We start from the raw sequence: 24,619 nt of genomic DNA on the forward strand, positions 1-24,619 counted from the left end.
AGGAGGAATTCAAATGGGATTTAAAGAAGGATTTTTTTGGGGAGGAGCAACAGCTGCAAACCAATATGAAGGTGGATGGAATGAAGGTGGACGTGGTCCAGCCTTAACAGACTTTACAACAGGTGGTAGTGTCAAAGAACCAAGAAAAGTAACTTGGATCGATAAAGATGGAAATGCACATGCAACACCACAAGTTCATTTTGATGATGCTTTACCAGAAGGTGGAGATCATTATGCTTGTTTAGATGGATACTTATATCCAAATCATGAAGGTACTGATTTCTATCATCATTATAAAGAAGATATTAAATTATTTGCAGACATGGGATTCAAGATGTTTAGAATGTCTATTTCTTGGTCAAGAATCTATCCTCGTGGAGATGAAGAAACACCTAATCAAGAAGGTATTGAATTTTATAGAGATGTTTTCAAAGAATTAAGAAAATATAATATTGAACCATTAGTTACGATTCATCACTTTGATACACCAATTTATTTAGTAGAAAAATATGGAGATTGGCAAGATCGTCAATACATTGATTTCTTTGTAAAATACTGTAAAACAGTCTTTACTGAATACAAAGGACTTGTTAAATATTGGCTAACATTTAATGAAATCAATAATACTTTAAATGTTATTAATATGTTTGGTGATGGGACAACTGATGAAGATTACAAAAAACGTTTAACACATTTACATTATCAATTTGTGGCAAGTGCAAAAGCCGTTAAATTAGGACATGAAATTGATCCTGAAAACAAAATTGGATGTATGCTTGGAGGAGCAATCACATATCCACATACATGTGATCCAAAAGACATGTTATTAAATCAACAAACAATGGAAGAAAACTTCTGGTATTGTGGAGATGTTCAATGCTTTGGTGCTTATCCTCCATTTGCAAAGAGAATTTGGAAAGAACATAACATTACAGATTTAGATATCACTGAAGAAGATTTAAAAGTCTTAAAAGAAGGTGTTGTTGATATGTTTACATATAGTTACTATATGACAAACAATGTGACAACTCATGAAACAGAAGATACAGTACAAGGTAACTTTGCGGCAGGTATTCGTAACCCATATTTAACTTATTCAGATTGGGGATGGGCTTTAGATCCATTAGGACTTCAATATTCATTAGAAAAAATCTATGACCGTTATAGAATTCCACTAATGGTCGTAGAAAATGGACTAGGTGCTTATGATACAGTAGAAGAAGATGGATCAATCCATGATGATTATCGTATTGATTACTATAGACCACATATTGAAGCAATGTCAGCTGCTTGTGATAATGGGGTTGATTTAATTGCTTATACAACATGGGGATGTATTGATTTAGTTTCTGCTGGAACTGGAGAAATGAGAAAACGTTATGGTTTCATTTATGTAGATAAACATGATGATGGAACTGGAGATTTATCAAGAAGACCAAAAGATTCATTCTATTGGTATAAAAAAGTAATAGAATCAAACGGAACTGATTTAGATTAATTTAACAGATAATTTATGAATAAGAGAAAATAGCAATATTTTCTCTTATTTGTTATAATAAGGAAAAATGGAGGATAAAATATGAGAGTTATAGATTATCATATGCATACACATTTTTCAGGGGATAGTGAAGCAAATCCTAGAGAACATGTTTTAAAAGCGATAGAAATGAATTTAGATGAAATCTGTTTTACAGATCATCGTGATTTTGATTATCCAATAGATTCTTTTGAATTAGATGTTGAAAACTATTATCAAGAGATTCAAAGTTTAAAAGAGGAATTCAAAGATCAAATAAAAATTAAATGGGGTATTGAAATGGGATTGGATTTAGATCATCAAGAAGAAATTGAAAATTTAATTCAACAATATCCTTTTGATTTTGTTATTGGATCTATTCATGTGATTCATCATACAGAATTTTATTATGGTGAATTTTTTAAAGGAAAAACAAAGGAACAAGCACATCGTGAATTTTTTGAAGAAACATTAAAATGTGTAAAAGCTTTCGATTGTTTTAATGTTTTAGGCCATTTAGATTATATTGTAAGATATGGACCTTATGAGGATAAAACTGTTGATCATCAAAAATATCAAGATATTATAGATGAAATCTTTAAAACACTTATTCAAAAAGGAAAAGGTATTGAAGTCAATACATCGGGATATCGAGATTTAAAAACATGTGGATTTCCTAATTTTGAACAGGTACAACGTTACTATGATTTAGGAGGACGTATTATTACCATTGGTACTGATAGTCATACAAGTGAACGTGTTGGTGAAAATTGTTTAAATGTAGCAAAAAAATATCAGGAAATTGGTTTTGACGATGTCAGTACATTTACGCAAAGAAAAAGAGATTAACACAATGTTCTTTTTTTCTAGATATGGTATAATATAGAAACAAAAGGAGTGAAGAAGTATGGAATTATATACTAAAGAAAGTTTAAAAGAAGTTATTGAAAAATCAAAGGATGAATTTTATATGCCAAAGGTATTATTTGATCATTATAAAAGTTTAAGATTAGAAACAAAACTTGCTTATGTTTCAATTCTAGAAACAATGAAAAATAAAGCAGGTTATACAACTGAAAATACAGCTTATATTAAAGTGGATAATCCCCAAATTCAAGTAAATCTTGCAATACTTGCTAATAAAGAAGTTGATCAAGAAAAAGTAAATAAATATTTAAAAGAATTAGAAGAAGTTGAATTAATAAAGGTAGATAAACAAAATATTTTTGTTTATGATGTTTTATCATGATTCATTTTTTAACACAAAGATTTATTGAAAATTATGATGATTATAAAAATCAAAAAGTAAGACAAGCTTATGGAACGTTATGTTCCATTTTGTCCATTATATGCAATATTGTTTTAGTTATTTTTAAAATAACAATTGGTTTAATTGTTCATTCGGTTGCTATTCAAGCAGATGGTTTAAATAACTTATCGGATGTAGGAAGTAATTTAGCTTCTTTATTTGGCTTTAAACTTGCTAATAAACATCCTGATAAAGATCATCCATATGGTCATGGACGTTATGAATATATTGCAGGAATGGTGATTGCTTTTTTAATTTTAGTAGTAGGTATTCAATCTTTAAAAGAATCAGTTGTTAAGATTTTTAATCCTGAAAAAGTTATGTTTTCATTTGTTGCAGTAGTGATTTTAATATTTTCTATTTTAGTGAAGCTATGGATGTATTATTTTAATAATCAAATTGGTAAAAAAATTGATTCATCATCTTTAAAAGCTGCAGGACAAGATAGTTTAAATGATGTTGTGACAACATTTGCAACACTTGTTTCTTTAATACTTACATTGATAACTGATTTACCAGTTGATGGAATTATTGGGACAATTGTTTCTTTAATTGTTATTTTTGCAGGAATTAATGTATTTAAAGATACAATCAATCCTTTATTAGGATTGGCACCTGATAAAGCCTTGATAGATGACATTGAAAATTTTATTATGTCATATGATAAACCTTTAGGTATTCATGATTTAATGATGCATGATTATGGACCAGGAAGAATGTTTATGACACTTCATGTGGAAGTAGATTGTCAAGAAGATGTTATGAAAATTCATGAAGAAATCGATGATATTGAAAGAGCAATTCAAGAAAAATATCATATTCATACGACCATTCATTATGATCCAGTGGATGTGCATAATCCAAGGTTATTAGCTTTAAAACAACAAGTTTTAGAAATTGTAAAAGGAATAGATGAACATTATTCGATTCATGATTTTAGAATGGTTCCAGGAAAGAGTCATACAAATTTAATATTTGATGTTTTAATACCAGCTAATGATCAAATTAGTCATCAAATTTTAAAGAATAAAATAAGTGCAGAAGTCAAACAAATCAGTGACGAATATCATTGTGTCATTGAAATTGATCATGCTTTTGTTTAAAGAGGAGAAATCCTCTTTTTATTTATTGTGATACTTGTATATACATGATAGAATAATGTTTATGAGGAGGATGTTTATGAAAAAAGTAATGTTAGGTGTTTCTTTATATCCAGAACAAGAAACATTAGAAGAAATTGATGCCTATTTAAAAAAAGCATCGACTTATGGTTTTAAAAAAGTATTTACAAGCATGTTTTCAGTACCAGGGACAAAAGAAGAAATTATTGCTTATTTTAAAGATTTTACAAAAATCGTTCATAAATATGGCATGATTGTTTCTGGTGACTGTAATAGTGAATTATTTCATAGATTAGAAGCAACAGAAACAGACCTTTCGGTTTTTAAAGATATTGGGGTAGATATTTTAAGAATGGATTTTAGTTTTAACGATGAAAGGGATGCCACTCTTATTAATAATAAAGAAGGCATTAAAATTGAAATGTCTACAAGTTTTATTGATGTCATTGAAACAGCTATTAAAAATGGAGCTAAACCAGAAAATATTTCTACATGTCATAATTTCTATCCAGAAAGATATACGGCTCCAAGTTTAGAAGCTATTAATGATATTAATAATTATTGGAAAGCTAAAAATATTCCGGTAGCTATCTTTATTTCAAGTTTAGTTAAAGGAAGTCATGGACCATGGCCAGTGAGTGATGGTCTTCCAACCATTGAAGAACATCGAGATATGCCGATAGAAATTCAATTAAAACACTGTTTAGCTTTAGACAATGTAGATGAAATAATCATTGGAAATGCCTATGCTAGTGATGAAGAATTTAAAGCAATCGATCAAGTAATGAAACAAGTGTATGTAGATATTCCTAAAAATGAATCTTTAGGTTTTTTAGCAGATTTTGTGCCCCATGGTTTAACTAAAAGAATACCTTTCAAGATTCATTTAGATAAGGGTATTACTGCTTTGGAAAAAGAAATTTTATTTAATTATCCAAGTCATAGTGATTTAGGTGATTGTATGAATTATATGTTACGTTCACGTTGGACAAGAATGATTTATAAAGGAAAAGAAATTCCATGTCGTCCTTGTGATAAAGCGTACTATACAAGGGGTGATGTTGTAATTGTCAATGACAATCTTGTACATTATCGAGGAGAAATTCAAATCGTTTTAAAAGAAATGAAGGTAGATGGTCAAAGAAATTTATTAGGACATATTGATGAAAATGAAATCTTTATTTTAGAACATATTAAAGCAAAAGATGTTTTTACCTTTGTTGAATAAAGTAGATAGAAATCTACTTTTTCTTTTGTTTTTATAGCTAAAAAGAAGAAAATATGACATAATGGTTGAGGTGATATTATGGAAAATACAAAAAAAGAAAAGAAAGAATATACAAAAGATTCATTAGATGATGGAATCATTACAACAGGTTTTTTAGAAGTATTGCCTGATGGATTTGGTTTTATTAGAAATGCAAATTATTTATCAGATCCTCATGATGTCTATGTCTCTCAATCACAAATTTATAAATTTAAATTAAAAACAGGTGATTTTATTACAGGTGTTGTTAGGGAACCAAAAGCATCTGAAAAGTTTAGATCTCTTTTACATATTCAAAAAATCAATCATTATGATTTAGAAACAGCAATGAAAAGAAAATCCTTTGAAAGCTTAACACCAATTTTTCCAAATGAAAAAATTAGTGTTGGCAAAAGTGGAAAAATAGCAATGAGAATGATAGATTTACTTGCTCCTATTGGTAAAGGTCAAAGAGGAATTATTGTTTCTCCTCCAAAAGCAGGAAAAACAACGCTTTTAAAAGATATAGCTTTAGCTGTTAAAGAAAATAATAAAGATATACATATTTTAATTTTATTAATTGATGAAAGACCAGAAGAAGTAACGGATATTAAAGAAGCTGTTGAAGGAGATAATGTGGAAGTTCTTTATTCAACGTTTGATGAAACACCAGATCGACATAAAAAAGTATCAGAAATGGTCATCGAAAGAGCAAAACGTCTTGTTGAACATGGTCAAGATGTAATGATTTTATTAGATAGTATAACACGTTTAACACGTTCTTATAATTTGATTTGTTCGCCATCAGGAAGAACACTTTCAGGGGGATTAGATCCAAACTGTCTTTATATGCCAAAGAGATTTTTTGGTGCGGCCAGAAATATGAGAGAAGGGGGAAGTTTGACGATTCTTGCAACTGCTCTTGTAGATACAGGAAGTCGTATGGATGATGTTATTTATGAAGAGTTTAAAGGAACAGGAAACATGGAACTTGTATTATCTCGTGCAATGCAAGAAAAACGCATTTTTCCAGCAATCGACATAGCTAAATCTGGAACAAGAAGAGAAGATTTATTATTAAGTGAAAAAGAACTACAAGTGAACCATATGATTCATTATTCATTAAATGGGACACGTGCGAGTCAAAATTTAGATGATGCGCTTTTATTATTTAGAAATACTAAAAATAATGATGAACTTATTGAAACAATGTTAAAAAGAAAGTAGGATAGAATTTCTATCCTTTTTAAATAGGTGATATATGATAGAAATAAGACATGAAAAACTAAATATAGAAAAACCTTATAGATGTATTGTTGTTTCTGATATTCATAGTCATTTAGATCGTTTCAAACAGCTTTTAAAAGAAGCACGATATACTACACAAGACTATTTGATCATTGATGGAGATTTTGTAGAAAAGGGAACACAAGCCATAGAAACAGTACACTATCTTCAATATTTACAACAAAAAAGCCAAAGGGTATATGTTTTACTAGGTAATTGTGAATATGCTTTAGATGCATTGATTAATGATGATGATCTTTGCCAAGAAATGTTACATTACTTACGTAAAATTGGTAAAAGTGGAATGATTGATCAAATTGTTTCTCGAAAACATTTAGATTTGAAGAAAGAAAAACCACAAATTTTACAAAAAATTGTAAGAGAATCTTTACAAGAAGAACTTAATTATATAGCGAGTTTGCCTACTTCAATAGAAACCGATGATTTTTTATGTATTCATGCTGGGATTGAAAACAAAAATGATTGGCAAAATGCACCGCTTTCTTCATTTATCGAAAAAAGAGATTTTCAAAAAGTAGGTCATTGTTTAAAAAAATATGTCATAGTAGGCCATTTGCCAACGTCAAATTTTTATCAAAATCAAATTAAAAATGATGTTTTGATGGATTTTGATAAAAAAATAATTAGTATTGATGGCGGAACAGGGGTTAAATTTATCAGTCAATTGAATGCACTTATTATTGAAAATGATGGTAAGAATTTAACTTTTAAGAATCATTTTGTACAACCTTTACCAATCTATAGAATAAAACAAGACAAATTTGTAGAAAATAAGGAAAATCATAAGGTTTCCTGGCCAAATTTTGAAATAGAAATTTTAGAAAAAAGAGAAGAATTTTCATTTTGTAAAGTTATTCATACAAACCAAATGTTATGGATCAAAAATGAATTTATTTATTTGAAAAATAAACACTTTTATTGTTTAGATGATTATATTGATCATTTTATAACGGTTCATGAAAATGAAGATGTTAAAGTAATAGGATTATATGGAAAATTTGCCTATATTATCAAAAATAAAGAAATAGGCTGGATAGAAAGCGGATATTTAGAAAAAATATAATTCTTTAGAAATCTTTAGAATAATTTAGATTTTTTTTAAGAAATATGGGTTAAAATAAAAAGGAAGGTAAAAATCATGGAACTTAGAATACTTCAGTATTTTTTAATGGTTGCGCGTGAGAAAAATATTACGCGTGCAGCTAAGCAACTACATATGACACAACCTACATTATCAAGACAATTAATGCAGTTGGAAGATGAATTAGGGAAGCCTTTATTTATTCGAGGAAAAAGAAAAATAGAACTCACAGATGAGGGTGTTTTACTTAGAAGAAGAGCAGAAGAAATTTTATCACTTGTTAATAAAACAGAACAAGAGATTACTCAAAGTGAAGAAGAAATGGTTGGTCAAATTATGATTGGAACGGGTATTTTTTCATCTTCACAAACGGTTCTTTCGCAAGTGATTGAAGAGTTTCATGATGAATACCCTCTTGTAAAATTTGATATCTATGTAGGAAATGCGGATTTGATTAAAGAAAGAGTTGATCAAGGATTAGTAGATGTTGGGATTTTGTTGGAACCAGTAGATATTTCAAAATATAATCATTTACGTATACCGCTTCAAGAAAAATGGGGAATCATTGTTTCAAAAACTAATTCTTTGGCTAATAAGCCCTATGTTAAAAAAGAGGATTTAAAAGAATTACCATTGTTTTTAACAAATAGGGAAATTGTTCAAAGTGAAATTTCTAATTGGTTAAAAGGGGATGTTTCGTTGCACAGCATGTTTTCTTATAATTTTGCTTCAGCAATTCTTCCTTTTATTCAAGATGATCAAGGAGCAGCGATTACAGTAGAAGGAGCCTATCAGGTGTTAAATCAAAAGAATATTTGTTTCATTCCTTTTTATCCAGAACTATCAACAAATACCGTTTTTATATGGAAGAAATATACACGTCTTTCACCAGTTATTGATAGGTTTATTAAAAAAGTACAAGAATATTTAGAAAAGAGTAGGAGTCTATATGAAAAATAGAAAAAAATTAGTGATTACTTTGATTGGAGTAATCGTCTTAGGAATAGGTTTATTTGTTTATCAAACATTTATAAAAAAACAACTGCATTTTAAAGAAAATCTGACAGTAGAAATTAATGGGAAGTTTAATCCCAATAGCTATATTAGTGAAGTTGAACATGGAAATGTTAAAGATGTAGCATGTCAAAGCAAAAATTTAAATATTAAAAAGCTAGGAAAATATGAAGTGACATATACATATAAAAATAGAGAATATACAACAACGATTCAAGTTGTAGATACACAAAAACCTGTATTTAAGGGATTGGATGATTTGACGGTTTCTTTAAATACAACACCTGATTTAAAAGCTGGTGTGGAAGTAAGTGATAATAGTTTAGAAGATATCCAATATAAAATTGATGATAAAAATTTAGATACTTCTAAAGAAGGAACGTATGAAGTTACTTATGTGGCAAAAGATAGTTCTGGAAACAAAATAACTGTTAAAAGAAAAGTAAATGTAATTAAAAAAATTGGTAGTGATAAACAATCTAATGAAAAAGTTGTTTATTTAACATTTGATGATGGTCCATCAGAAAATACTAAAAAAATCATGGATATACTTGCAAAATATGATGCTAAAGCAACATTTTTTGTAACAGGAAGAAATCAAGATTATAATTATTTGATTAAAGATGCTTATAATGCAGGACATACGATTGCTCTTCATACGTATAGTCATGAATATTCAACTGTCTATGCTTCAGTTGATGCTTATTTTGATGATTTAAATAAAGTAGGTCAAATGGTAAAAAAAGAAATCGGTTTTGTACCACATTATATTCGTTTCCCAGGTGGAAGTTCAAATACAGTGTCAAGAAGATATTGTCAAGGAATTATGTCAACTCTTACAAAAGAAGTTGTTGAAAAAGGATATCAATATTATGATTGGAATGGAGATTCAACAGATGCTTCAGGAAATCATGTAGCTGTAGATAAGTTGATTAGAAACGGGACATCATGTCATGATAATAATGTCATGATTTTATGCCACGATACACAAGCTAAGGATACCACTGTTCAAGCCTTACCTGCTATTATTGAACACTATAAAAATTTAGGCTATACTTTTAAAGGAATTGATGATGCGACATATGCCCCACATCAAAGTGTTAATAATTAATAAAAGTAATGTTCATTTTTGGACATTACTTTTCATTTTATTAAGTTCTACTTTTATTTTTTCAATACTTTTTTCTAATAAATCATAATCATTTTGATTTTGTTTAGAAAGGGAATTTTGATCTTGTAAATAAGAGATATAAGCACTATTTAAAGAGAGCATATCTCCTAGAGTTGTTAAAAAAGCGCCAATAATGGCCTGTTCATCATTTGAAAAACATTCATTAAATGATTGTGAAATGATGACAATCATCTGATTAAGTAAAACAGTATTCATGTAAGGTAGAGACATATAATCACCAATATATTATATGTATCAAAAGATGAGTTGACTGAACGAAATAAATATTTATTGATAAAAAATATAGTTATTAAAATAAAAAACTATTGACAAACAAAAAAAGAGGTATAATATATAGGCATACATATAAATGAGCGATGAACAAGATACGATTTTACATCCGCTTCCTATAGAGAACATTCGGTTGGTGGAAAGAATGTAGGTAATGATATAAGACCATCACTTGTGAGCTATTATCTTGAAATAAAAGTAGGGAAATCGTAATTTCTGCGTTAAAGAAATAGCATTATAAAAAGATGTGAAGGGGCGATTAAATATCGCAATCTAAGTGGTACCGCGGAACAAGGTTTTCGTCTTAGCGTAAAGTTAAGCGAAAACCTTTTTATATGTGATGATTGATTTAAAAGAGGGGGATTCATTTATGAATGGTTTACTATTACTTGGATTAAGTGCTTTAATTTTAGTAGTGGCTTATTTATTCTATGGTCGTTACTTAGTTAAAACATGGGGAATTGATCCAAAAGCAACAACACCTGCTGTTGCAAAAGAAGATGGGACAGACTTTGTACCTACAAACAAATGGTCAGTCTTTGCTCATCAATTCTCATCAATTGCAGGAGCTGGACCTGTAACTGGACCAGTTATGGCAATGATGTTTGGTTGGCTACCAGCCTTTTTATGGGTTATCGTTGGTGGTGTATTCTTTGGTGCTGTACAAGATTTTGGAGCACTTTATGCTTCTGTTAAAACAGAAGGAAAATCAATGGGACAAATCATTGAAAAATATATTGGACGTAAAGGTAAAAAATTATTTTTCTTATTTTGTTGGATTTTTACATTAATTGTTATTGCAGCTTTCGCTGATATGGTTGCTGGAACATTTAATGGAATTAGTGCTGATGGAGCTAAACTTGCACCAAATGCGAGTGCTGCTTCAATTTCAATTTTATATGTTTTCGTAGCAATGGCCTTTGGTTTATTCTTGAAAAAAGTTAAACTAGAAGGTTTACCAAAAGTGATTCTTGGTATTGCTTTAATTATTGCTATGTTAGCACTTGGAATTATGTTTCCAGTATATGCTACTAAAACAACTTGGATTTATGTTGTCTTTGTATATATTTTCTTTGCTTCAGTTACACCTATGTGGTTACTTAAAACACCACGTGATTATTTAACAACATTCTTATTCATTGGAATGATCGTTGCTGCTGTAATTGGTGTATTTGTAAGCAATCCAACAATTACAACACCTGCTTTTGTAGGATTTAAATCTGCTTCAGGAAGTTATATCTTCCCAACATTATTTGTTACAATTGCTTGTGGTGCCGTTTCTGGTTTCCATTCACTTGTCTCATCTGAAACAAGTTCAAAATTAGTAGAAAACGAAAAAGATATGTTACAAGTTGGTTATGGTTCTATGTTACTTGAATCATTACTTGCTATCTTAGTTATCGTTATTGTTGGTGCTTTACCAAACTTAAAAGCATCGGGTGTCTTAGATAGTACACTTGCTAATATGGCTTTAGCTGATACAGCGACACCATTTACTAAATTCTCAGCTGGTGTTACTGGTTTAGTTGCTCAACTTGGTTTACCTCAATCATGGGGATTATGCATTATGACAATGTTTGTTTCAGCTCTTGCTTTAACTTCATTAGATGCTGTTGCAAGAATTTCAAGAATGTCTTTCCAAGAATTCTTTGAAGTAGAAGAAGGACAAGAACCAAGTGGTTTAGTTAAAGTTTTAACTAATAAATACGTTTCAACAATTATTTCTTTAGTTTGTGGATATTTATTAAGTTTAGGTGGATATGTTAATATTTGGCCATTATTCGGATCAGCTAACCAATTATTAGCTGCAATGGTTTTAATTTCATTAGCTGTTTTCTTAAAAGTTACTGGAAGAAAAGGATTTATGTTATATATCCCAATGGTATTAATGTTTATCGTTACAATGACAGCATTAGTACAAGCTATCTATGGAATCGTTATGAAATTATTTGTAACAGGTGGATTTGTTTTAATGGTTGATGGTTTACAATTAGTAGTCGCAATCTTACTTGTTGCATTAGGATTAATGATTGGTTTCAACTCAGGAAGTAAACTTGTTAAAGAAAAATAAAGATAATAAAAAAGCTTCATGATGAAGCTTTTTTTGTGTTTTAGTTCATATAAGAACCACCATTTATATCTATACCTTGACCAGTAATATATTTAGAGGCATCACTTGCTAGAAAGGCAATAACTTCTGCAACATCCTCTGTTTCACCTAAACGTCCAAGTGGGATACCAGCAGCACTGTAATTTGTATTAGCTGTCATATTTGTGTTGATGACACTAGGACAAACAGCGTTAACATTAATATTATAAGTTCCTAAAACTTTTGCATAACTTTTTGTAGCAGATAAAAGACCACCTTTACTTGCAGCATAACTTACAGAAGAAGCGATACCTCCAATTCGTGCAGCCACAGAAGAAATGTTTACGATTTTTCCATATTTTTGTTTTTTCATAGTTTTGATGGCTTCTCTTACACATAAATGAGCACCTCTTAAATTAATATTCATGCACCAATCCCATTTATCAGCATCCAAATCTTCAATAGGGGTTGTTGGACAAACACCAGCTCCATTAATCAAAATATGAACAGCGGGCATTTTTTCTAATGCAAATTCAAATAGATGTTCAATATCTTCAGGATTAGAAACATCTACTTTGCATGGATAACAGTGACATCCTATTTCTTCTTCTAGTTTTTTAGCACTTTCTGTTGCTTGCTCAAAATTTAAATCAGCTAAAACAACACCAGATAATCCTTTTTTTGCAAGTGTTTTTGCAGCTTCGTAACTGATTCCGCCAGCTCCTCCAGTAACAACAGCATATTTTCCTTCAAATTCTTTATTCATAAATATAATCCTCCTTATCTTTATTATAAAAACAAAAAATAGATAAATCTAATAGATATTAAGAAGAAAATTTATAGATATATTTTATAGAAATTAGGTATTTTTATTTAAGATGTTTTGTTGTGTATTTGACGATAATTAGTATATAATAGTTATCAAAAAGGAAGTGTCAAAATGGAAAAAGAAAATATATACGCTAAAAGAATAGATCAAGTACAAATGTCATCTATTCGTGTTGTTATGGAAAAGGTTGAAAAATTAAAAAGTCAAGGGAAAAGTGTTGTATCTTTATGTGCAGGAGAACCTGATTTTAATACACCAGAGGGAATTAAGAAAGCAACGATAGAAGCTTTAAATAATAATCAAACGCATTATAGTTCTAATAGAGGATATTTAGGTTTAAGACAAAAAGTAGCTCAATTGTTAAAGGAACAAACAACAGTTGATTATGATAGTGATCAAGAAATCATTATGACTTGTGGTTGTAGTGAAGCAATCAATAATGCATGTCTTGCTTTTATTGAACCAGGAGATGAAGTTATTATATTTACACCAGCCTTCGTTTCTTATCAAAATACAGTTTTATTATGTGAGGGAATTCCTGTAGAAATTCCATTAAAAGTAAGTAATGAATTTCAAATTGATATTGAAGAATTGAAATCAAAAATTACAAATAAAACAAAAATGATGATTATCAATAACCCTAGTAATCCAACAGGAGCTGTTTATCAAAAGGAAACCTTAGAAAAGGTATGCCAACTAGCTCGAGAAAACAATATTTTAATATTAGCTGATGAAATTTATAATCAACTCGATTATGAAAAGCAATATGTTTCTATTGCCTCATTTGAAAACATGAAAGATTATACAATTATTGTTAATGGTTTTTCAAAAGCATATGCGATGACTGGTTGGCGAATGGGATATATTGCTGCAAGTAAAAAACATATTGATCATATTTTAAAAGTACATCAATATACAACAACTTCACAAATGACATTTGCGCAAATAGGAATGGCTAAAGCAATAGATCAAGAAGATGTAAAAAAAGAAGTTCAACATATGATTCAAACATTTCATGAAAGAAGAACATTCATTATGGAACAATTGGATCAATGTGAAAATCTTTCATACATTAAACCTCATGGGGCTTTCTATATTATGGTTGATGTTTCTAAGACGGGATTTAATGGACAAGAATTTGCGGATAAGTTACTTGATTATGGTGTAGCTGTTGTACCAGCAAGTGGTTTTGGGAAAGGTTTAAATAATTTTATTAGAATTTCATTTGCTTCATCAAAAGAAAATATTGAAGAAGCTTTCAGTAGAATTAAAAACTTATTATCAGAGTTAAAAGAAAAATAGAATAAAGATTTATATAAGCTTTAATGATAAATATTCATTAAGGCTTTTTTATTGACATACATTAAATAACATTGTTATAATAACGGTGTTATTTAATGATGGAGGCAATTATGAGGCAAGAAACCGTAGGTGTTACAGAAAACCTATTAAAAAGTGCAACAGAAGAATTTTTAGAAAAAGGATTTATGAAAGCAAGTCTAAGAAATATATCTGCCAAAAGCAAGGTCAGTACGAATTCTATTTATACTCGTTTTAAAGATAAAGAAGGATTGTTTTCAACAATTGTCAAAGAAACAGCGGATGGGTTGATGAATATTTATCTTGAGAGTATTCAAAAAGCAACTTATAGTCCTGATCTAAATCAAGCTAATTATGAAGGAGAGGAAGGAACAGATTTTGTTTTAGATTATATTTATCAACATTTTACAGAGTTTAAATTGATTTTTTGTTGTTCTACCGGTTCTCAATATGAACATTTTTTAGATGAACTTGGAAAAATCGAAGAATCCTATTACCAAGAGCTTGTTGATAAATATGGTAAAGAAGGTTTTACAGTAGATCCATTCTTTATTCATGTATTTTGCCGGGCAGGATGGCAAACGATGTATGAACTTGTTGCACATGATTGTTCCTATAAAGAAGCTCAATCATTTATGAATAGCACAAAGTTATTTAATGTTGCTGGCTGGAAAGCAGTTATGGGAATTGATGAGTAAATAGACAGGGAAACCTGTCTAAAGTTAACATCGATAGTTAGCAAAAACTAACCAATAGGAGGGATTTTATGAAAGAAAAGAAAGAGAGTACATTATCAAAGTTGATGCACTTTGCAGGAAATCATAAGTATTACGTTTATGCTTCATGTATTTTAGCTGCTATTAGTGCTTTTATTGCTTTAGTTCCTTTTTATGATATGTGGCGTATCCTCAAAGAGGTATTAGAAGTAAGACCAAACTTCAATGAAGCAATCCATATTAAAAGTTATGGATGGCATGCTGTTTTATTTGCTTTGCTTGCAATGGTCTTTTTGGCATTAAATTAACAGTATAGAGACAAAAAGTTTATGATGAAGCTAAAATACTTATCGAAAATTTAGATAATTATTTAAATAAAATCCAAGAGAAAACATCTTCTATGATTCATATTGATTTATGTCATAGTATACCAACCTTATCTCAACGTTATAAATTACGTGTTGTTCCTTATGAAGATGATTATGATAAAATTATGGAAGTGTATCAATCATTAGGGACAAAATTTGATTTTTTAATTGGTGCGTTTAATTCAAATCCAATTCTTTCTTTTGCTTCTTGCAAACAATTAGGAACTTATAATGTTTGTGTAGCTCTGCCTAGAAGTCATCCACTTGCAAAAAAGGAAAAACTATCAATTACGGATTTATATAATGAAAAACTTTTATGTGTCAGCAGTGGAGATTGTTTAAATCTTGATGATTTTAGAAAGGATATGCAAACATTCTATCCTCAAATTATTTTAGAGGATGTTGGTTATTTTTATGATTTAGATACTTTTAATCGTTGTGAAGAAGAGGGCTGTCTTTTATTAACATTGGATGCTTGGGATAATATCCATCCTTCTTTAATTACTTTACCGGTTGAATGGGACTATCAGATGCCTTATGGTTTGCTTTATAAGAAGAATCCACCAAAACAAGTAAAAGATTGTTTAAAGGAATTGATAAATATGTCAAATAGAACAAAATTACAATTAGAAGATGCATTTAAAGAACTTTTATTAGAAAAAACATTTCGTAAAATAACGATTAAAGATCTTACGGATAAATGCCATGTAAGTCGCATAGCTTTTTACTGTCATTTTCAAGATTTGTATGATTTAATAGAATGGATTTTAATAGAAGATGCTCGAAAAGCTTTGAATGAAAAGAAAAATTATGCACATTGGAAAGAAGGACTTTCTAATATTTTTGAAGCGGTTTATATTAATAAACCATTTATTCTAAATGTCTATCATGATATTTCTCGAGATAAAATTGAAAAAATATGATTCAAACTTGTTCATGAATTGATAGAATCTGTTGTTGAAGAAAGAAGTAAAGATGTTTTGATTTTAAATCAACAAAAGGATTTTATTGCTCATTTTTATAAATATGGGTTTGTTGGTGTAATGTTGGATTGGATTGATTCGGGAATGGATGAAGATTATCAAATGATTCTAGATGATTTAGAAATGACGGTATTAGGAATAATCGATTTATCGATACAAAACTTTACAAATAAGAAGAAGTGATAAAAAATTTATCATTTCTTTTTTATTGTAAATTTTATCTAAAATAGGGGAATGCTATGATTGAAGTGTAAAAAGAAAGGTGGAGTTGTTTATGAATCGTAAAAGTTTAACGATTGCTGCAACAACAGTGACGGCCGTTTCATCAGCAGTCCTTGTTGCTAAAAAAGTAAAGAATAATAAAAAGGATGAAAAGGTAAATACGTATCGAAATACAGAATTAGGAAGGTATGATAAAAATGATAAAGGAATTTATTATACAAATGGAAATTATGAAGCTTTTGCCAGACCTAAAAAACCAGAAGGTGTTGAAAATAAAAATGCGTATTTAATAGGAAGTGGTCTAGCAAGTTTAGCGGCAGCTTGTTTCTTGGTAAGAGATGGACAAATGCCTGGAAAAAATATTCATATTTTAGAAGCAATGGATATTGTTGGTGGTGCCTGTGATGGTATTTTTGATCCTTCTAGAGGTTATATCATGCGTGGTGGTCGTGAAATGGAAAATCATTTTGAATGTTTATGGGATCTATTTAGAAGTATTCCTTCACTAGAAATCAAAGATGCCAGTGTATTAGATGAATTTTATTGGTTAAATAAAGAAGATCCTAACTATTCTTTATGTCGAGCAACTATTAATAGAGGACAAGACGCTAAAACCAATGGACAATTTAATTTAAGTCAAAAAGGTTGCATGGAAATCATGAAACTGTTTATGACAAAAGATGAAGATCTTTATGATAAAACGATTGAAGATGTTTTTGATGAAGAAGTTTTTAATTCAACATTTTGGATGTATTGGCGTACCATGTTTGCCTTTGAAAATTGGCATAGTGCTTTAGAAATGAAACTTTATTTTCAACGTTTTATTCACCATATTTCGGGCTTACCTGATTTTAGCGCTTTAAAATTTACGCGTTATAATCAATATGAATCACTTATTTTACCAATGCAAAAGTATCTTGAAAAACATGGGGTTGATTTTCAATTTAACACAGAGGTAACGAATGTTTTATTTGATATTAAACCTGATAAAAAAGTTGCTAAAACGATTGAATGTAACGTAAAAGGAAAAGAAAAAAGAATTTCCCTTAGCGAAAATGATTTGGTTTTAATTACCAATGGAAGCTGTACAGAGGGTACAATTTATGGAGATCAAAATCATGCTCCTAATGGAAATGCAGAAATACGAACAAGTGGATGTTGGAATTTATGGAAAAATATTGCTAAACAAGATAAATCTTTTGGTCATCCTGAAAAATTCTGTAGTGATATTCAAAAAACAAATTGGGAATCGGCAACAGTTACAACATTAGATGATAAGATTATTCCCTATATTACGAATATTTGTAAAAGAGATCCTAAAACAGGACATGTTGTTACAGGAGGAATTGTCAGTTGTCAAGATTCATCATGGCTTTTAAGTTGGACCATTAATCGTCAAGGTCAATTTAAACAACAAGATAAAGATAAAGTCTGTGTGTGGGTTTATGGATTATTTACTGATACAATAGGAGATTATGTTAAAAAGCCAATGAAAGATTGTACAGGAAAAGAAATTACCATGGAATGGTTGTATCACCTTGGTGTTCCAGAAGAATTAATAGAAGACTATGCAACCAACAGTGCTATCTGTATACCAACTATGATGCCTTATATTACAGCTTTCTTTATGCCAAGAAGAAAAGAAGATCGTCCGGATGTTATTGTCAAAGATGCAATTAATTTTGCCTTTTTAGGACAATTTGCACATACACCAAGAGATACTGTATTTACTACAGAATATTCGGTAAGAACAGCGATGGAAGCTGTTTATGGTTTATTAGGTGTTGATCGAGGCGTTCCAGAAGTATGGGGCAGTGTTTATGATATTCGAGAACTTTTAGACAGTTCAGTAAAATTAATGGATGGTAAATCACCCTTAGAGATGAATTTAGGTCCTTTAAATATAATCAAAAAGCCTTTAATAAGAAGTATTAAAGGAACGGTTATTGAAAAATTATTAAAAGAGCATCAAATTTTAAAAGAAAATGAAAAGTAATTGATTTTTTACCATGAAATTTTAAAAACGTCAGGAAACATTTGATAAAGTATTTTACCAGCTTGTTGAGGAGACAAATCAAACTTACCAAGAATATAATGTTGGTACATGATAGAAGCGCCACCACAAAAAACATCTAATAAAAGAAGATCTTTATCTTCAAATTGGATGTTTTTTATTTTACACATCTCAATAAAGGTATTATAGGAATATTGGTAGATAAAATCTCCTAAAGAATTAATACCGGTATAATCAAAAGCATTTTTTAAATAATGAAGCTCTTTACTCATATTAAATAAATTAATGAAGACATCTTCATAATTGTGATTTTGACTACTATGCATATATTGGTCTAGAATCCTTTTATAATTATCATTCATTACGTCATATTTATCTTTATAGTGACGATAAAAAGAGGATGTTGAAACATGAGCTTCTTTATCTTCTCCTAAAACATATTTATCAATATATTTTTTTATTTCTTCTTCAAAAGGAAGAACATCTTTAGGAAATTCTTCATCGTTCATGTTTGAATTTTTATAACGATAAATGGTAATACTTTTTGTTTGTCAATCAACTGTATAAATTTTGCTGAAGTTATTTTCCAAAGCGTTAAAAATATCAATTATATTAAGAGGAAGATTATTATTTATTTCTTTGTTCATCTTAATCGCCACTTTCAAGTCATTTTTATTTAATTTATTATATCACGGTATGATTTGAAAAATAATCTAAATGATTAATAAGTATTTCAAATTACAATTTTTATATATTTGTTTGCCATGCGTTTAAATTATCTAATATATATTGATATACAAGCTGATTTTGCTTTTCGTTTAAAATTTCATGACGCATATTTTCAAAAAGATAGGAATCTACACACATATAACCTTTAGATTTTATGTTGGAAACAGCTTTGTTGAATTTTACTTCATTTGTAATGCAAGGATCATCTTTACCAGCAATAAATAAAATAGGTAAAGAGGGATTAGACATTGTCCAGTTTTCATTATGATATGTATTTATTACAAGATTAAAGAGAGATTCAAAGCCATTTGCGGTAAAAGTAAAATAACATAAAGGATTTTTGTTATAAGAATCTACAATATTTTCATCACTACAAATCCAACTGTTAGGAATATCTGTATGAAACCTTTTATTAAAAGCTTGAAAACTTAAATTTTGAATTAATTGAGGACGATAATGATCATCTTTGACTTTTGAATAGATACGAGCTATTTTTATTCCTATAGGAGCAAGAGGATTATCACTAGGACTTCCACAAACAATTAAACCATCAATATCTTGATCATACTTTTGGCAAAAACAGCGCACGACTAAAGACCCCATACTATGTCCTAAAAGATAGAGTGGGAGATAAGGATATTGTTGTTTAATCATCAAAGTAATTTGATGATTAAACAACAATTGCTAGATGACCATTATCATAAAAATACCCCAAATCATTTTTGTCTTTTATACTTTTTCCATGCCCACGATGGTCATGAATAATACATAAATATCCTTGATTTGATAAGAAATTCATAAAGTCGATGTATCTCTCTTTATGCTCACACATACCATGAGAAATTTGTACAATTCCTTTTGGGTTTTCACAAGAAATAATAATGCCATCTAATTTTAGTTGATCATAATTTGATTTTATTTGAAAACTTTTGTACATATTTATCACCTAACTATATTATAACTAAAAAACAAATATTTTGATATGATAAAGAATTAATATAACAAAAAAAGCCTTGATAAAATCAAGACTTTTTAGCTTTTTTAGGGAAATCCTAATTATTTACAAGCTTCTTCAATTGCAACAGCAACAGCTACAGTAGCTCCAACCATTGGGTTGTTACCCATACCGATTAATCCCATCATTTCTACGTGAGCAGGAACTGATGAAGAACCAGCAAATTGAGCATCACTGTGCATACGTCCCATAGTATCAGTCATACCATAAGAAGCAGGACCAGCAGCCATGTTATCAGGATGTAAAGTACGTCCAGTTCCACCACCAGATGCAACTGAGAAGTATTTTTTACCTTGTTCAATACATTCTTTTTTGTATGTTCCAGCAACAGGATGTTGGAAACGAGTAGGGTTAGTAGAGTTACCAGTGATTGATACATCTACACCTTCTTTATGCATGATAGCAACACCTTCACGTACGTCATCTGCACCATAGCAGTTAACTTTAGCACGTGGACCATCACTATAAGCAGTTCTAGATACTTCTTTAACTTCTCCAGTGAAATAATCGAATTGAGTTTCTACATAAGTGAAACCATTGATTCTTGAGATGATTTTAGCAGCATCTTTTCCTAAACCATTTAAGATAACTCTTAATGGATTTTTTCTTACTTTGTTAGCTTTTTCAGCAATTTTGATTGCACCTTCAGCAGCAGCGAAAGATTCATGTCCAGCTAAGAAAGCGAAACATTGAGTATTTTCGTTTAATAACATTGCTCCTAAGTTACCATGACCTAAACCTACTTTACGATCATCAGCAACAGATCCTGGAATACAGAATGATTGTAATCCAACACCGATTGTTTTAGCAGCATCTTCTGCTTTAGTATCACCATTTTTAATTGCCATAGCAGCACCAACTGTATATGCCCAACAAGCGTTTTCGAAACAAATTGGTTGTGTAGATTTTACGATATCATAAACGTTGATACCTTTTTCATCACAAATAGCTTTTGCTTCTTCGATTGATTTGATATCATATTTAGCTAATGCAGCGTTAATTTGATCAATTCTTCTTTCATAACTTTCAAATAATGCCATTTTTTCGTATCCTCCTATTATTCTTTTCTTGGATCGATGTATTTAGCAGCATCGTTGAATCTACCGTAGTTACCTTTAGCAGCTTCTAAAGCTTCATTAGCATCTTTTCCATCTTTAATCATTTCCATCATTCTACCTAAGTTAACGAATTCGTAACCGATAATTTCATCATTTGTATCTAAAGCGATACGAGTAATGTAACCTTCAGTTAATTCTAAGTAACGAGGTCCTTTTAATTTAGTAGAGTATGATGTACCTACCATTGATCTTAAACCTTTACCTAAGTCTTCAAGACCAGCACCTACAGGTAATCCACCTTCAGAGAATGCTGATTGAGTACGTCCATAAACGATTTGTAAGAATAATTCTCTCATAGCTGTGTTAATAGCGTCACAAACTAAGTCAGTATTTAAACCTTCTAATAAAGTTTTACCAACTAATGCTTCACTAGCCATAGCAGCAGAGTGAGTCATACCTGAGCATCCAACAGTTTCGATTAATGCTTCTTCAATGATACCTTCTTTAACATTTAAAGTAAGTTTACATGCACCTTGTTGTGGAGCACACCAACCAATACCATGTGTTAAACCAGAAATATCTTTGATTTCTCTTGAATATACCCATTTTCCTTCTTCAGGAATAGGAGCACATCCGTGTGATGCACCACGATTTACAGTGCACATTTCTTCAACTTCATGTGAATAAATCATTTTTTATTTTCTCCTTTCATCACATTAATGATCACAAACATTAAAAAAGAAATAACGTAAAACTACATAAATTTCTTCCTTCAGGTGAAGGAATTCACCTGAACAAATTATAAAGTGTCGATTAAAGAAAGTCAATGAAACAAGAAAGATAAATAAATGAAAAAAGAAATTTTTTTGTATCTATCAAAGAATATTTTATAAAAAAAGGGACAAAATAGTATTTGAAGTTGAAAAAAAGTAGTCAAAAAGGGTTGACACATAAGGTTAGTATATGCTAACTTATAGACAGTTAGTTACAGCTAACTTCGTGTTAATAAATCATTTTTTATTGATACCAGATCACAAACAAAAATCACAAACACAAACAAAACAAAAATGAAAGAAGGAAGTATTAAAATGGATTTAATTCAAAGTATTAAAGCACGTGAAGTATTAGACTCTCGTGGAAATCCAACTGTTGAAGTTGAAGTTAGAAGTGAATGTGGAGCTTTTGGTAGAGCAATCGTACCAAGTGGAGCTTCTACAGGAATTTATGAAGCAGTGGAATTAAGAGATGGAGACAAATCACGTTATTTAGGTAAAGGTGTTTTACAAGCTGTTAAAAATGTAAACGAAGTGATTGCTCCTGAATTATTAGGATATGATGTTTTTGCTCAAAGAGAAATCGATCAGGCAATGATTGAATTAGATGGTACAGATAATAAAGGAAAACTTGGAGCAAATGCTATCTTAGGTGTTTCTCTTGCCGTTGCTAAATGTGCTGCTGATTCATTAGGTATGCCATTATATCGTTATATTGGTGGAGCAAATGCTCATGTTATTCCTACACCAATGATGAATATTATCAATGGTGGAGCACATGCTGATAACAACATTGATTTCCAAGAATTTATGATTATGCCAGTTTCAGCTCCTACATTCAAAGAAGCGATTCGTATGGGTGCTGAAGTATTCCATAATTTAAAAGCTGTATTACATGATAAAGGATTAAATACTGCTGTAGGTGACGAAGGTGGATTTGCTCCTAACTTAAAATCAAATGAAGAAGCTATTCAAACAGTTATCGAAGCTATTGAAAAAGCAGGTTATAAACCAGGTGTAGATGTTAAACTTGCAATGGATGTTGCTAGTTCAGAATTCTATAAAGATGGTAAATATGTTTTACCGGGTGAAGGAAATAGAACATTTACTTCAAAAGAGTTAGTTGATTTCTACGGTGAACTTGTTGAAAAATATCCAATTATTTCTATCGAAGATGGTCTTGATCAAGATGACTGGGACGGATGGAAATATTTAACTGAAAAATTAGGTAAAAAAGTACAATTAGTAGGGGATGACTTCTTTGTAACAAATACAAAACGTTTACAAGAAGGTATTGCTAAGAAAACTGCAAACTCTATCTTAATTAAAGTTAACCAAATTGGTACTTTAACTGAAACACTAGAAGCTATTCAAATGGCTCAAAAAGCAAACTATACTGCTGTTGTTTCTCATAGATCCGGTGAAACAGAAGATACAACAATTGCTGATATTGCTGTAGCTACAAATGCTGGACAAATTAAAACTGGTTCTGCATCAAGAACAGACCGTATTGCTAAATACAATCAATTATTAAGAATTGAAGATGAATTAGGAAAACAAAGCTTATATGGTGGCGTTGATTCATTCTATCAATTAGATAAATAATTTTGCTATTAAAAGATAATGTTGTTATATCCCTTTAACGATTAAATCGTAACTTCCCAATTTTAGACTAAATCATATAAGAAATATTATCTTTTAATAATATAGATAAAAAAGGTGATGTAAGTCATCTTTTTTGTAAATAAATTACATTCTTTATTTAATTAGAAGAAATTAATGAAAATAACTCTCTAAATATTTTAAAAAGGTATACAATTTTTATCCTATATATAAAATAAAGATTGTCATTTACTTAATAAATTAAATACCTTCCGTATTTTTTTGACTACTTGCGGAAATGACACGAAAATCATTTGCAGCTGCAAATGATTTTTTATATATAGACATGTAAATAAATTACATCATTTTAAAAAGTTAAAAAGAATGTTGTAAATAAAAAACAAAAACTAATGTAAGCCTTTAACAAAGAAAAATGTCACGTTATGATAATCATGTCAAAATTAATTAAGGGAGGAAATAATTATGGACAAAATGGCAGATGTCTTAGGTCGTGCTGGTGCATGGTGCGGTCAAAACAAATATTTATCTGCAATTAAAAATGCGTTCCAAAACTTCATGCCTTTAACAATCGCTGGGGCAATTGGGGTTTTATGGTGTAACGTATTGGTTAACGAAAGTACTGGGTTAGGTATCTTCTTCAAACCAATTATGGCTTTAGAATTCTTAAACCCAGCATTCCAAGCTGTTAACTTCTGTACAATCAGTTGTATCACAGTTGGTATCACTCTTGGTATTGCCCAAGAAATCGGTGTTTGGAACATGGGAGCTGAAAAAGCTGGTTACATTCCAGGTTTAGTAGGTTTAGCTGCATGGTTATCAGTTA

23 protein-coding genes, 2 pseudogenes and 1 other annotated feature are annotated in these 24,619 nt (G+C 30.1%); of the genes and pseudogenes, 18 read left to right on the top strand and 7 right to left on the bottom strand.

The window, feature by feature from the left end; genetic code table 11:
* Nucleotides 1-13: 13 nt before the first annotated feature.
* The 9 genes from OCV55_RS09115 (at nt 14) to OCV55_RS09155 (ending at nt 9,706) form a co-directional block, all read left to right on the top strand.
* Nucleotides 14-1,498, top strand: coding sequence for a family 1 glycosylhydrolase (locus OCV55_RS09115; protein ID WP_119363483.1), 1,485 nt, complete (start codon nt 14-16; stop codon nt 1,496-1,498).
* Nucleotides 1,499-1,579: 81 nt separating this feature from the next.
* Nucleotides 1,580-2,365, top strand: coding sequence for a histidinol-phosphatase HisJ family protein (locus OCV55_RS09120; RefSeq protein WP_147580417.1), 786 nt, complete (start codon nt 1,580-1,582; stop codon nt 2,363-2,365).
* 58 nt (nt 2,366-2,423) lie between these two features.
* A complete protein-coding gene (locus OCV55_RS09125; protein WP_032090190.1) occupies nt 2,424-2,765 on the top strand; it encodes a hypothetical protein in 342 nt (113 codons plus the stop codon).
* Nucleotides 2,762-3,928 (top strand): cation diffusion facilitator family transporter, encoded by a 1,167-nt coding sequence (locus OCV55_RS09130; protein WP_147580418.1) that lies wholly within the window; start codon nt 2,762-2,764, stop codon nt 3,926-3,928. Before OCV55_RS09125 ends, OCV55_RS09130 begins: the two co-directional genes overlap by 4 nt.
* Before the next feature lie 76 nt (nt 3,929-4,004).
* Nucleotides 4,005-5,174, top strand: coding sequence for a MupG family TIM beta-alpha barrel fold protein (locus OCV55_RS09135; RefSeq protein WP_267309883.1), 1,170 nt, complete (start codon nt 4,005-4,007; stop codon nt 5,172-5,174).
* Between the two features lie 78 nt (nt 5,175-5,252).
* Nucleotides 5,253-6,419 (top strand): transcription termination factor Rho, encoded by a 1,167-nt coding sequence (gene rho / locus OCV55_RS09140; protein WP_119363481.1) that lies wholly within the window; start codon nt 5,253-5,255, stop codon nt 6,417-6,419.
* A gap of 34 nt (nt 6,420-6,453) precedes the next feature.
* Nucleotides 6,454-7,563, top strand: a complete 1,110-nt coding sequence (locus tag OCV55_RS09145; RefSeq protein WP_147580420.1) for a metallophosphoesterase — start codon at nt 6,454-6,456, stop codon at nt 7,561-7,563.
* A gap of 75 nt (nt 7,564-7,638) precedes the next feature.
* A complete protein-coding gene (locus tag OCV55_RS09150) occupies nt 7,639-8,541 on the top strand; it encodes a LysR family transcriptional regulator (RefSeq protein ID WP_147580421.1) in 903 nt (300 codons plus the stop codon).
* Nucleotides 8,531-9,706: a polysaccharide deacetylase gene (locus OCV55_RS09155; protein ID WP_147580422.1), complete on the top strand. Its 1,176-nt coding sequence runs from the start codon at nt 8,531-8,533 to the stop codon at nt 9,704-9,706. The genes OCV55_RS09150 and OCV55_RS09155 overlap by 11 nt, the downstream gene beginning before the upstream one ends.
* A gap of 12 nt (nt 9,707-9,718) precedes the next feature.
* Here OCV55_RS09155 and OCV55_RS09160 read toward each other — a convergent pair whose 3' ends face one another.
* Entirely contained in the window at nt 9,719-9,997 is a 279-nt protein-coding gene (locus OCV55_RS09160) for a hypothetical protein (protein ID WP_032090184.1), read from the bottom strand.
* Nucleotides 9,998-10,134: 137 nt separating this feature from the next.
* Nucleotides 10,135-10,367, top strand: a binding site (T-box leader).
* Nucleotides 10,368-10,427: 60 nt separating this feature from the next.
* Here OCV55_RS09160 and OCV55_RS09165 point away from each other — a divergent pair.
* The gene (locus OCV55_RS09165; protein ID WP_048923931.1) at nt 10,428-12,128 is read left to right on the top strand and encodes a carbon starvation CstA family protein; all 1,701 of its coding nucleotides are present in this window, start codon (nt 10,428-10,430) and stop codon (nt 12,126-12,128) included.
* A 40-nt stretch (nt 12,129-12,168) separates the two neighbouring features.
* On the opposite strand, the gene OCV55_RS09170 is transcribed toward OCV55_RS09165, so the two are convergent.
* Nucleotides 12,169-12,912, bottom strand: a complete 744-nt coding sequence (locus OCV55_RS09170; protein ID WP_147580423.1) for an SDR family NAD(P)-dependent oxidoreductase — start codon at nt 12,910-12,912, stop codon at nt 12,169-12,171.
* Nucleotides 12,913-13,086: 174 nt separating this feature from the next.
* On the opposite strand from OCV55_RS09170, the gene OCV55_RS09175 reads away from it, so the two are divergent.
* The 6 genes and pseudogenes from OCV55_RS09175 to OCV55_RS09195 all read left to right on the top strand — a co-directional run bounded on the left by OCV55_RS09175 (nt 13,087) and on the right by OCV55_RS09195 (nt 18,580).
* Nucleotides 13,087-14,277: a pyridoxal phosphate-dependent aminotransferase gene (locus tag OCV55_RS09175; protein WP_147580424.1), complete on the top strand. Its 1,191-nt coding sequence runs from the start codon at nt 13,087-13,089 to the stop codon at nt 14,275-14,277.
* A 110-nt stretch (nt 14,278-14,387) separates the two neighbouring features.
* Nucleotides 14,388-14,993 (top strand): TetR/AcrR family transcriptional regulator, encoded by a 606-nt coding sequence (locus OCV55_RS09180; RefSeq protein WP_147580425.1) that lies wholly within the window; start codon nt 14,388-14,390, stop codon nt 14,991-14,993.
* 68 nt (nt 14,994-15,061) lie between these two features.
* Complete coding sequence (locus tag OCV55_RS09185) at nt 15,062-15,319, top strand: hypothetical protein (protein ID WP_147580426.1); 258 nt, start codon at nt 15,062-15,064, stop codon at nt 15,317-15,319.
* 92 nt (nt 15,320-15,411) lie between these two features.
* Nucleotides 15,412-16,302 carry a LysR substrate-binding domain-containing protein gene (locus OCV55_RS13970; protein ID WP_317233025.1) on the top strand — a complete coding sequence of 297 codons (891 nt, stop codon included), beginning with the start codon at nt 15,412-15,414 and terminating at the stop codon, nt 16,300-16,302.
* 12 nt (nt 16,303-16,314) lie between these two features.
* A pseudogene (locus tag OCV55_RS13975) lies at nt 16,315-16,545 on the top strand (TetR-like C-terminal domain-containing protein); the annotation flags it as partial.
* Between the two features lie 91 nt (nt 16,546-16,636).
* Nucleotides 16,637-18,580 carry an oleate hydratase gene (locus tag OCV55_RS09195; RefSeq protein WP_147580427.1) on the top strand — a complete coding sequence of 648 codons (1,944 nt, stop codon included), beginning with the start codon at nt 16,637-16,639 and terminating at the stop codon, nt 18,578-18,580.
* Nucleotides 18,581-18,588: 8 nt separating this feature from the next.
* On the opposite strand, the gene OCV55_RS09200 is transcribed toward OCV55_RS09195, so the two are convergent.
* From OCV55_RS09200 to OCV55_RS09220, 5 genes are all read right to left on the bottom strand, one after another.
* Entirely contained in the window at nt 18,589-19,107 is a 519-nt protein-coding gene (locus OCV55_RS09200; RefSeq protein ID WP_032090169.1) for a TetR/AcrR family transcriptional regulator, read from the bottom strand.
* 238 nt (nt 19,108-19,345) lie between these two features.
* Nucleotides 19,346-19,981, bottom strand: a complete 636-nt coding sequence (locus tag OCV55_RS09205) for an alpha/beta fold hydrolase (protein WP_394802860.1) — start codon at nt 19,979-19,981, stop codon at nt 19,346-19,348.
* A gap of 16 nt (nt 19,982-19,997) precedes the next feature.
* Nucleotides 19,998-20,264, bottom strand: coding sequence for an alpha/beta hydrolase (locus OCV55_RS09210; RefSeq protein WP_267309885.1), 267 nt, complete (start codon nt 20,262-20,264; stop codon nt 19,998-20,000).
* Between the two features lie 119 nt (nt 20,265-20,383).
* Nucleotides 20,384-21,382 carry a GGGtGRT protein gene (locus OCV55_RS09215; protein ID WP_022001700.1) on the bottom strand — a complete coding sequence of 333 codons (999 nt, stop codon included), beginning with the start codon at nt 21,380-21,382 and terminating at the stop codon, nt 20,384-20,386.
* A 17-nt stretch (nt 21,383-21,399) separates the two neighbouring features.
* A complete protein-coding gene (locus OCV55_RS09220) occupies nt 21,400-22,092 on the bottom strand; it encodes an iron-sulfur cluster assembly scaffold protein (RefSeq protein WP_022001699.1) in 693 nt (230 codons plus the stop codon).
* A 396-nt stretch (nt 22,093-22,488) separates the two neighbouring features.
* On the opposite strand from OCV55_RS09220, the gene eno reads away from it, so the two are divergent.
* The gene (gene eno, locus OCV55_RS09225) at nt 22,489-23,778 is read left to right on the top strand and encodes a phosphopyruvate hydratase (protein ID WP_032090167.1); all 1,290 of its coding nucleotides are present in this window, start codon (nt 22,489-22,491) and stop codon (nt 23,776-23,778) included.
* Nucleotides 23,779-24,258: 480 nt separating this feature from the next.
* Nucleotides 24,259-24,619, top strand: a pseudogene (locus OCV55_RS09230) (PTS sugar transporter subunit IIC); the annotation flags it as partial.

The organism is [Clostridium] ammoniilyticum, from assembly GCF_025566905.1.
GTDB classification, from domain to species: Bacteria; Bacillota_I; Bacilli_A; order Erysipelotrichales; family Coprobacillaceae; genus Faecalibacillus; species Faecalibacillus intestinalis.